The sequence below is a fragment of the Candidatus Nitrotoga sp. BS genome, assembly GCF_927797785.1.
Classification (GTDB): Bacteria; Pseudomonadota; Gammaproteobacteria; order Burkholderiales; family Gallionellaceae; genus Nitrotoga.
Map to the genome: position 1 here is coordinate 1 of NZ_CAKMLL010000039.1, position 10,208 is coordinate 10,208.

Consider the following 10,208-nt stretch of genomic DNA (forward strand, 5'->3'; position numbering starts at 1 on the left):
AAATTTATCGTCACGAAATGGGACGCGCTCCATTCATCAGAAATATTGGATTTTTGCCTCATCCGGGTTAAGTGTGGGTAATTTTTAGATTTTCAGTATGATTTTATCTTCATCAATCGCAGTCTGAAGAAAGTGGTAAAACTTTCTGCAGGAGGCATCAAAGGCGTCTTGTTGTTGTTCAGTGATTTGAGGCCAGATGAGCGGGCCACCCTCTTTTTCAAGAAGATCGAAGATCACTTTCTCGACAGGTTTGCGACGAAGAGACGGATCATCATTAAGGCTTCGTATCACCTCGCCGCCAAGCATCCACATATGGTCGCGAAAACGGCGTAATGTTTTAGGAGCAAGTTTTGTGGTCAACAGATATAGCAGGAATGGCTTGAGGAATTCGACGATTTCACGCCCTGGCGTGATGTCGCTTTCTTCGCCTGCCCAACTTGCTGGCCAGCCCTTAATATCCGGGCAGAACTGAAGTAGTCTGCAAGCGTCATTATCTTCTGTAACAATTACTCCTCTACTTCCTTTCTTGATTTCTTCGGACATGTTAATCACTCGCTTGCTAAATGAATGCTATCACTTCCCCGGTTTTGTCTATAAGAATACCCGGTTGACTGAAAACAAAAAAGCAGTCGAAGTCGACGTGCGCGAGAGGGGTCGTTCAAAGCCGATCTGCTCTGTTTGTCATGAACCAGGCCCATGTTATGACCACCTCCCCTGTAGACGGTTTGAATTTATTCCCATATGGGGCTTTGCCGTATTTTTTCTCTACTGCATGCGGCGGGTTAACTGCCCAACCTGCGGCGTCAAAGTCGAAGAGGTTCCATGGGGCACCGGCAAGCACACCCTATGCAATGCCTACATGCTACACCTTGCACACTGGGCTCGGAAGTTGTCGTGGAAGGAAACGGCAGAAAGTTTCCACACCAGTTGGGATAAGGTTGTTCAGTCCGTACAGTATGTAGTGGAATGGGGGCTGGCTCATCGTGAACTGGGTACGATTCGTGCCATTGGTGTCGATGAAATCCAGTACGGGAGTGGTCACCAATATGTGACTCTGGTCTACCAAATCGAGGCTGGCTGCATCAGATTACTTTGGATTGGGAAGGAACGAACAATGGCAAGCTTCGAGAAATTCTTCACCCTGATAGGCAAGGAATTGGCGGAGAAAATCGAGTTCGTTTGCTCCGATATGTGGAAGCCCTATTTGACCTTAATCGAGAAGCATTGCACGAACGCGCTGAACATTCTGGATCGGTTCCACGTCGTCGCTAAATTAAATAAGGTGCTTGATGAAGTACGGGCCTCTGAAGCAAAAAAGATGGTTCAGGATGGCTACGAACCTGTGCTGAAGCAATCGAGATGATGCCTGCTCAAAAAACCAGAAAACCTGACTGCCCATCAGCGAGTGAAATTACGCGAAATCCTTCGCTATAATTTGAAAAGCGTTCGAGCCTATCTGTATAAGGAAGACTTCCAGCGATTCTGGAAATACGGATCTCCGGTCTGGGCGGGAAAATTCCTGGACCAATGGTGCAGGGATGTGATGCATTCAAAAATTGATCCACTGAAAAAATTCGTCGGAACGCTACGAAATCATCGAGAACTTTTACTCAACTATTTCAGAGCCAAAAAAGCGTTTTCAAGCGGCGTTGTTGAGGGATTAAATAACAAGGCTAAAGTCACTATGAGAAAAGCTTACGGTTATAAGACCTACGAAATGCTAGAGTTATCACTATATCATGTACTTGGAAGGCTACCTGAACCACAACTTAACCACAGATTTTTTTAACGAACCGGATTTTTAGAGGTGCCCTAAAGTAAAAAATGTTTACACGGCTCTTCGTCGTCACCGATTATTTGCAATGATGCCGCCACCTAGACAAATTTCGCCATCGTAAACGACCACCGATTGTCCTGGAGTAACAGCTCGTTGTGCTTCACTAAATTCAAAGTTGCTAAGGGTTTCAGATAGCGTGTTGAAGTGGCAACATACATCGGCCTGGCGATAACGGATCTTGGCAGTGTAGTCACGTGAAATATCAGGCATATGGTTATTAATCCAGTGTAGTTCTGTTGCATCCAGAAATGTGGTCAGCAAAGCTGGATGATTGTGTCCTTGCACCACAATCAGGTGATTGTTCGCAATGCATTTGCCTGCCACGAACCAAGGCAGGCCTTGCCCACCAATACCTAAACCTTGACGCTGGCCGATGGTATAGAACGATAGACCCATATGTCCCCCGACTATTTGACCATCGGGCGTGCACATTGGGCCAGGTTGGGCAGGCAGGTAACGGTTGAGAAATTCGCGGAACGGCCGCTCGCCAATGAAGCAGATTCCAGTGCTATCTTTTTTGGCATAGTTAGATAAATTGTGCTGGCGTGCGATTTCTCGCACCTGCGATTTTAGCAGCATACCTAGCGGGAACATCGTTCTGGACAATTGCGCCTGATTCAAGCGATATAAAAAATAGCTTTGATCCTTACTGCTGTCTATTGCCTTGAGTAACTGGTAATTACCGTCCACGTTGCGTATTTGCGCATAATGTCCTGTTGCAATGGAGTCTGCGCCCATATTGACAGCATATTCCAAAAAAGCCTTAAATTTAATTTCAGAATTGCACAGAATATCCGGGTTAGGAGTGCGCCCAGCCGCGTATTCGCGCAAAAAATGGCTGAATACGCGATCCTTGTATTCTTTGGCGAAATTAACTGTTTCGATAGGGATGCCTATGGTGTCGGCGACAGAAACTGCATCTATCAGATCTTGACGCGAGGAACAGTGCTCGTCACTATCGTCATCTTCCCAGTTTCTCATGAACAGGCCAATGACTTTATAGCCCTGCTGTTTCAGTAGTAGTGCGGTAACAGCAGAATCCACTCCGCCGGATATGCCGACGACAATGCATCCCTTAGTCATAGTGTATTAACATGTCTAGAGGATAGCGTTTGTTGCAAAGACAATCCGCTATACAGCCCAGAAATAATGAGCTATGGTGGCATTTGAAGCTGGCACGGATTTTTTCCGCTGTCATTCTAGATTGGACGAAGCAAGTCTTTGTCCAGCGACCGTTCCAGGTAGTGGGCGAGGACGTGTCCGGTAAGCGTGATGCGTATATAGGTGGTGTATGCACAGACGTACGCCAGTGGAAATGCCAATCAGATACTGTGGCTTGAATTCGTAAGCTGATTCTTCAAATCCTTTCCGTATTACTGCTGCTTGCAGAGATTCGTTAGGTTCTAGGTGATTAGCAGGTTGGTTGAACAACAGGATGTGTTCCTTAATCAGAAGAAATTTGCAGCCTTACTCGATATCAAGCGGCTACAACGACTTTAGGGTTCCATATCATGTAATGCCAATTTCAGATTGTGTTTTTTAAGTGGGGAAATGGATAAAAAAATGGCAGGGTTGCCCCTGCCATTTCGAAGTGGTCACAAAATTAATGAGCTGCTGGAGCTGCTTCGTCAGCTTTATGTTCATCAGCTTTCTCGGCCTTATGAGCCTTCTTATGGCTCTTCTTATGAGCTTTATTATAAGCCTTTTGATCTTTTTTGGCAGGAGCTGCAGCAGAGTCCGACGCTGCTGCAGGAGCAGGAGCAGGAGCATCAGAAGCGACAGCGGAGAAAGAAGCAGCAGCAAATACAGCAGCGATCAGTGTGGACAACAGTTTCATGTGAACTCCAGTATTAGGTTAATAAACATTGGTGACATTACTTTAATGTCAATGATAAGTAACGCTTCAGTTCTTCATTGGTTGACAGCTTGGATAATCAATTTAATGTTGGTGCCGGGAGAGGGACTCGAACCCTCACACTGTTACCAGCACCGGATTTTGAGTCCGGCGCGTCTACCAATTCCGCCATCCCGGCTTGTTAAGCTTGAGATTATCCATGAAACAGGAGTCTTCATCAAGTATAAGCGTTGCCCAATGGCGTTTGAGTCCAAGCGGAGCACATGAATCCAACGGGATTTAAGTCTTATCGATAAGGTTAATGAGAACCCAAACCATTTGTCTGGGCAAAATCTGCTGAAGAGATTTCTAAGAAAATGCATAGTTAAATATAACTTTTTGATAAAAAACAGTTATATTTATGATCGACTATAACCTCCAAACTACCCTTACTTAATAATTGCGGTACCAGCTTTACCAAGCGCATGAAGATGTGTGCCAATGCACATCACAGCGCGATGTACTTGACCTTTGCTTTACCTCGAACCGACAATAACGCCAAGCCGCGTTCACACATTCAGCCACACTTACGTGAAGCTTGTATATCATCATTTGATGTCTCACCCCGTGTGATCATATCTCCATCCGTAGTTGGCCACTGTTTTGAGCCCGCCAGTTGATGCGAGACAATATTGAGTCATTACAGAGAGAGAAGAAGTTATAAGTCCAAACCATCCATGCACCCGAACAGCCCTTCGAATGCGGTCCAAATCAATACCCCACCTGCAAGTGTCACGATATTTGCCTGCTTGAACGGCATCCCTGTTGCCACTGCGTGTAAGTGGAAAGGGCGCACTAATGAGGATGCAGAAAGACTTAAATGGACAACGGGAGTTAGTTCACGGATCGCTTTACCCGCAAGGATAAACGCGCCATAGCCTCAGAACTGGAGACGATTTTGACACTCTCTATATAAGTGTCTATAACCAACATATCCTGCAGCGCGCTTTGAATCACTTTACGCCCATCCAGTCATTGAAAAAATGGTACACAGAAAAATCAGAGTTAATTGTTAATCGCGTTTATAGACAAGCGTGACTTGACAGATAACCTTAAATTATCCTTCGCGCAAGTATATTTTTGCCGCTGCCAGAGCCCTTGGTTGACCGAGCAGTACTAGTACGTCACCAGCTTTCATTATCATATCGCCCGCAGGTTGATTGCCGCGTACGTTATGGCGGCGTACCGCATTGACTTCTACATTTAATTCGGCCAGGTTAATTTCATCAAGTGTCTTACCCACGGCGGCATCGTTTTCCCCCAGCAAGACGCTATGGAAGCGCGGTTGTAAATTTTCCGTGGCTTCACCTAATACATTCGCCGCAGTGCGAAAGTAGGTGCTGAACATGCTATAGCGGCGCGCTCGATTTTCCTGAAGGCGGCGGACGACACGGTTGAGTGGCACGCCAGACATAAGTAGTGCTTGTGATGCCAGCATCACGCTGCCTTCAAGCACGTCCGCTACAACTTCGGACGCTCCAGCTTGTTTGAGTGCCTCGATATGGGTCTCGTCGGCGCTGCGAACCACCACTGGCAAGTCGGGGCGCAGTTCATTTACTAGGTGTAAAATTTTTAGTGCGGAGTGGGTGTCGTTGTAAGTGACGACCAGAGTTTTAGCGCGCATTAATCCGGCCGCCAAAAGCACTTCTCGTTTGGCGGCATCGCCAAACACCACATTCTCACCCGCTGCAGCAGCTTCATGTACACGACGTGAGTCGAGGTCGAGCACGATGAATTGAACATTTTCCTGCTTCATAAAGCTTGCCAACGACTGTCCACTTCGTCCGTAGCCGCAGATAATAATGTTTGCATCGGCAGAAATACTTTGAACCGCTATCTGATGGATCTGCATGGCGCGGTTCATCCATTCAGAAGGCACAATACGTCTCACAATAGCATCGGTATGCTGGATTAGAAAAGGCGCGGCCAGCATGGAGAGGAGCATGGTGTCCAAGATAATTTGTACTGCAGCGGGAGATAGCAGGTTTGCCCCGCCTGCCAAGGTTAACAGCACGAAGCCAAATTCACCGGCTTGCGCCAAACCCAGGCTGCTTCGAATCGCTACTCCCCAATCACCGGAAAACCTATGTACCAATAATGCCACTACAGTAAATTTAATCAGAAGTAAGCACAACAGCATCAGAAGTACCCAGCCGATATTGACAAACATTTCAACGGGATCCAGCATCATGCCTACAGTAACGAAAAATAGACCCATTAGTACATCGCGGAAAGGTTGTATATCATCTTCAACTTGATAGCGGTATTCAGTTTCAGCAATCAAAATACCGGCCACAAATGCCCCAAGTGCCAGCGATAGTCCAACAAACTCAGTGAAATAGGCAAGCCCCAGAGTGATAAGAAGCACGTTGAGCATAAACAGCTCGGAAGATTTTTGACTCGCAACGACATGAAACCAGGATCGCATCACACGCTGGCCGAATAACAACAACACAGCTAGTACTACTGTAGCTTTAAGCAGTGCGAGGGAGAGAGTGAGAGGCAGGTCGCCTGGTGGACTCGCCAAAGCCGGAATGAGGATAAGCAGCGGCACTACAGCTAAATCCTGAAACAGCAATACACCGATGATCTGCTGACCGTGCGGTGTGTTCATGGCGGCGCGTTCGACAAGCATCTTACTGACAATAGCGGTGGATGACATCGCCAGCACACAGCCCATTGCTAAGCTTGCACGCCAATCAAATCCTGCCAGCCACCCAGTTGCCATAATCAACAAAAGAGTTATCACCACCTGCGCGCCACCCAGGCCGAATACCGTGCGTTTCATTTTGTGGAGACTCGCAAGGCTGAATTCAAGGCCGATGCTGAACATTAGAAATACCAAGCCGAATTCCGCCAGATGACGAGTGCTTGGCGTGTCAGGTATCCAGCCCAGCGCATGCGGACCGATCAGAATGCCCACTGTCAAGTAGCCTAGTACTACAGGCAAGTGCAACACACGGCAAGCCACCACCACACCTACCGCAACGGCAAGCAAAATTAGAACGAGCTGTAGCGAATCGGTCATGTGTGTATCAAATAAACGAGCTGGTTAATCATTGGTTCTACCGTACCCGAATGTAAGTAATAAAGGAAATAACCGAGTAAATTGAGATTGTTAATGGCCGACAGCGGAAACAAACCCACCATAACTATTGGTCACCCGCTGCTATCAAGCAGCGATATATTTCAATTGTAATATCGGCTCGTAGCATGATACGTCGAACCCAACATTTACCAACCGGCTTCAAATGACCATCGCGAGGATTGTTCGCAGAGGATGATTCATAGAAACACGTTGTTCCATTTGGAAGTGACTGAGCAGATACGTCTATTAAAATCTATGCCTTGCATCAATAACACTCTATTTTTCATTGATACAATCTTACCAGACAAGAAAAATTAAGGTGGGGGGTTTCCAATATCTTGCTTAAGTATCATGCTAGCAGCCTGACGGCCTTGCTGTTAAAGCGGCCAACAACTCGGACTCGTCGAGCGGATTTGATCGTGATTTCATAAATTGAATTTTCAGTTTGCGTTGCTTCGCGAAGTTACATGAGACAACCCAATAGCTATTTCTATTCTGAGTGGTCTTGCCATAAGTGCCACTATTACAATATTTTTATGCTGTATTGCAAGAGCTGCCCCCGCTGACCCACTTCTTCAAGCGCTCAGCGCACGGGCGTATCACGCGCCAGCTCCTGGCCGCGATCGGGCGACTGTTCAAATGTGATGGTGGGGATCACTGGAAGACTCCAAGTGATTGCAAATTTTTCTCCAAGGCCTGTCGTAGCGCGAAGCCTAACGTGAAGCTAAGGAGCTGCGCGCTTTTGCGCAGTCCCGCTTGAGCGTAGGGCTAGGCGAGCGCGTGAATGTAAGACCATGTGCCTTACCCATCTCAAAATGAGTAACGCGGCAAGAACTGCGGGCAAAATCACATAAAGGTGTTCGGGTTCGATTATGTAGTGAAGCACCGAACTTACCCACTGGGGATTGCCATGACCTTCGTGAGCAAACGCTGACGTCGCCATGAACAATAAAATGAGCGAGGAAAGTGCACGATATATTGTCTTCATAGAACCATCTCCTTTTTCATTGATATGCATAACGCTATGCCAACCGGCGCGTAGCGCAGCGGAGGAATCTGGTGAGCGATAGCCAGCAGTATTGAGACCTGAGCACGTTGTTCTGCTCTGCTTATTTGGTTTTATCTTTTTCAGCTTTTATCCGACCACTTCCCAAATCGGTGGAAGATATTGATGAAGTCTCTTTTCCAATAGCAGTTGAACTTGAAAATAGTAAAAGTGTGGAAAAAAAGCGAGGGCGATGTCTAACGAAAAAGGTTAGATTTTGATCGCGAAGCAAGCCACAATTTAACCGTACTCGTTGAACGAAGCCGCTATCGCGGAGAAACATCCCTCAGCAACATGATTCAATAACATAATTCATCCTCATCCCGAAAAGGATTTTTTTGTACTCTACCATGAGGATGAATCGTAATGGCATCAGAATTTCCAGCGCAATTTGCGTGCAATTATCACTGTCTGCTCAATCGGTTGAAGTTGCATGGGATGCAGCCAAAAACCATCGCACTGTATTCACACGGCGCACGTCGAGCCGGGGGATATTTTGATTATCGGATTGATAATTTGACCCGGCTTCAGTTGACCGATTATTTGGTACATGTCGTCAATTCGCTTTCCTGGAGTTCGCTCAAACATGACCTGTATGGGCTGAAGTTTTATTACGCCCAAGTATTGAATAGTACCCTGGCCGGGCGCAGATTTGGTCAAACCGCCCAAGTCACACACACTGCCGGATATTATTACCGTGCCGCAGCCCCAACAAATATTCATGGCCACGCGGGTGCTCAGTTTCCGCGTGTTTTTCTTTACCCTGTACAGCCTGGGGTTACGGCTGGGCGAAGGGTTGCGTTTGCAAGTCGGGGACATTGATGCGGACCGCATGCGGGTGCAGGTGCGTAACGCCAAAGGCAATCGGGACCGCTTTGTCCCGTTGCCGGAAAACACCTTGCAGATATTGCGCCATTCCTACGCCACCCACCTGATCGAAGCAGGCGCCGACCTGCTGGAAGTGCAAAAAATCCTCGGCCATCAATCCATCCTCACCACCCTCCGTTACACCCACCTCACCGACCATACCAAATATAACGCCGCAGACCGCATCAATGCGCTGGCAGGCCAGATATCAATCGGCTGGGGCAACGTCAAATGATCCGGCTGGCACTCATTGTTGACACCTATGCAGCCGAGCTGATCGCACAACATGGCCATCGCCTGTTACCCAGCCAATTGGCGGCATTGAGTGCCTTTCGAATTTGCCGTAGCAGCATGAGCCCCAAGATGCAACTGGGTTGTGATCATTGCCAAGAGCAAAGCTATCTGCCGCATTCCTGTGGGCATCGCCACTGCCCGCATTGTCAGGCGCATGAGTCGCAACGCTGGATAGACCAGCAGTCGCAAAAGCTGATTCCCGGCAATTACTTCATGGTAACGTTCACCTTGCCCGCCCAATTCCGTAGGCTTGCCTGGGGGCAACAGCGCGTGATGTATGACCTGATCACCCGCAGCGCATGGGAGACCATCAACACGTTCAGCCGGAATGACAGAAAACTGCGCGGCACCACCGGTGCGGTGACCGTGTTGCACACCCCCGTCGGCTGGATTATCACCCGCATGTGCACCTGGTGATGCCATCCGCCGCGTTTGACAACAAACGGCGGCTGTGGCGCAACAAAGACGGCGGTTAGCTGTTTGACCACAAAGCACTGGCGAAAGTATTCCGCGCCAAAATGCTGACGGGCATCAAACAAGCCGGATTGAAACTGCCGGACACTTATCCCACCAAGTGGGTGGTGGACTGCCAAGCGGTCGGGGGAGGCCGACAGGCACTGATTTACCTCGGGCGTTATCTGTATCGGGGCGTGATACAGGAGAAAGACATCCTGTCCTGCGACAAGGGTAACGTCACGTTGCGTTATCAAAACAGCCAAACCAGGCAGACTGAAACCCGCCCGGCGATACGCTGTAAATGTTGTGGCGGGGAAATGAAGATTATCCGCACCCGCATCAAGCCATTCACCCACCGATCACGGAGGCTTGCGTCGAACAGGGAGAGAGCCATGTAACGCAACACACACCGCCAACCTGCCGGACTTGGCAGGCGGGGGCGCACTCGCCCTGCAAAAGGGTGAAATCAGGTAAAAACGCATCAAGAATGGCGGGTTGAGCAAAACAGGTTGCTGCAATGCCAACTTTTAGCGGTGGATTTTGGGGTTTGACGCGGAACAGAACCCAAGGCGTCGCACCGATCAGAGAGATATTTCCATAACAAGCAGATTCACAGCAGCCTCACCGGGCTTGTACAACAAACGGTTCAGATTGTGGCTCGCTTCGCGATCACAATGTCGGGTAGCCAAGCGCGGTCACCCGCGCCCAGCCCCCTAAGAACCGTACG

General features: G+C 48.4%; 5 protein-coding genes, 1 tRNA gene and 3 pseudogenes. 4 read left to right on the forward strand and 5 right to left on the reverse strand.

Annotated elements, in window-relative coordinates:
• Positions 1 to 84: 84 nt before the first annotated feature.
• On the reverse strand, positions 85 to 543 hold the full coding sequence (locus tag MJ769_RS03670) for a hypothetical protein (protein WP_239234482.1): 459 nt from the start codon (positions 541 to 543) through the stop codon (positions 85 to 87).
• Between MJ769_RS03670 and MJ769_RS03675 the strand changes: the two are divergent.
• A pseudogene (locus MJ769_RS03675) lies at positions 542 to 1,789 on the forward strand (ISL3 family transposase). The gene MJ769_RS03670 and the pseudogene MJ769_RS03675 sit on opposite strands and share 2 nt — an antisense overlap.
• Positions 1,790 to 1,846: 57 nt before the next feature.
• On the opposite strand, the gene mnmA reads toward MJ769_RS03675, so the two are convergent.
• From mnmA to MJ769_RS03695, 4 genes are all read right to left on the reverse strand, one after another.
• Positions 1,847 to 2,920: a tRNA 2-thiouridine(34) synthase MnmA gene (gene mnmA, locus MJ769_RS03680; RefSeq protein ID WP_239234483.1), complete on the reverse strand. Its 1,074-nt coding sequence runs from the start codon at positions 2,918 to 2,920 to the stop codon at positions 1,847 to 1,849.
• 520 nt (positions 2,921 to 3,440) lie between these two features.
• Positions 3,441 to 3,674, reverse strand: coding sequence for a hypothetical protein (locus tag MJ769_RS03685; protein ID WP_239234484.1), 234 nt, complete (start codon positions 3,672 to 3,674; stop codon positions 3,441 to 3,443).
• Positions 3,675 to 3,783: 109 nt separating this feature from the next.
• Positions 3,784 to 3,870 (reverse strand) — tRNA-Leu (locus tag MJ769_RS03690).
• Between the two features lie 918 nt (positions 3,871 to 4,788).
• Positions 4,789 to 6,759: a monovalent cation:proton antiporter family protein gene (locus tag MJ769_RS03695; protein ID WP_239234485.1), complete on the reverse strand. Its 1,971-nt coding sequence runs from the start codon at positions 6,757 to 6,759 to the stop codon at positions 4,789 to 4,791.
• A 1,471-nt stretch (positions 6,760 to 8,230) separates the two neighbouring features.
• On the opposite strand from MJ769_RS03695, the pseudogene MJ769_RS14665 reads away from it, so the two are divergent.
• From MJ769_RS14665 to MJ769_RS03710, 3 genes and pseudogenes are all read left to right on the forward strand, one after another.
• Positions 8,231 to 8,488 (forward strand): annotated as a pseudogene (locus MJ769_RS14665) (hypothetical protein); the annotation flags it as partial.
• 28 nt (positions 8,489 to 8,516) lie between these two features.
• A complete protein-coding gene (locus MJ769_RS14495) occupies positions 8,517 to 8,966 on the forward strand; it encodes a tyrosine-type recombinase/integrase (protein WP_305854683.1) in 450 nt (149 codons plus the stop codon).
• Positions 8,963 to 9,879: pseudogene (locus tag MJ769_RS03710) on the forward strand (IS91 family transposase). Before MJ769_RS14495 ends, MJ769_RS03710 begins: the two are co-directional and overlap by 4 nt.
• Positions 9,880 to 10,208 lie beyond the last annotated feature (329 nt).

Bases quoted from the DNA above. Each gene is read 5' to 3' on its own strand.
- MJ769_RS03685 (WP_239234484.1), bottom strand. From the start codon at position 3,674: ATGAAACTGTTGTCCACACTGATCGCTGCTGTATTTGCTGCTGCTTCT.
- mnmA (WP_239234483.1), bottom strand. From the start codon at position 2,920: ATGACTAAGGGATGCATTGTCGTCGGCATATCCGGCGGAGTGGATTCT.
- MJ769_RS03695 (WP_239234485.1), bottom strand. From the start codon at position 6,759: ATGACCGATTCGCTACAGCTCGTTCTAATTTTGCTTGCCGTTGCGGTA.
- MJ769_RS03670 (WP_239234482.1), bottom strand. From the start codon at position 543: ATGTCCGAAGAAATCAAGAAAGGAAGTAGAGGAGTAATTGTTACAGAA.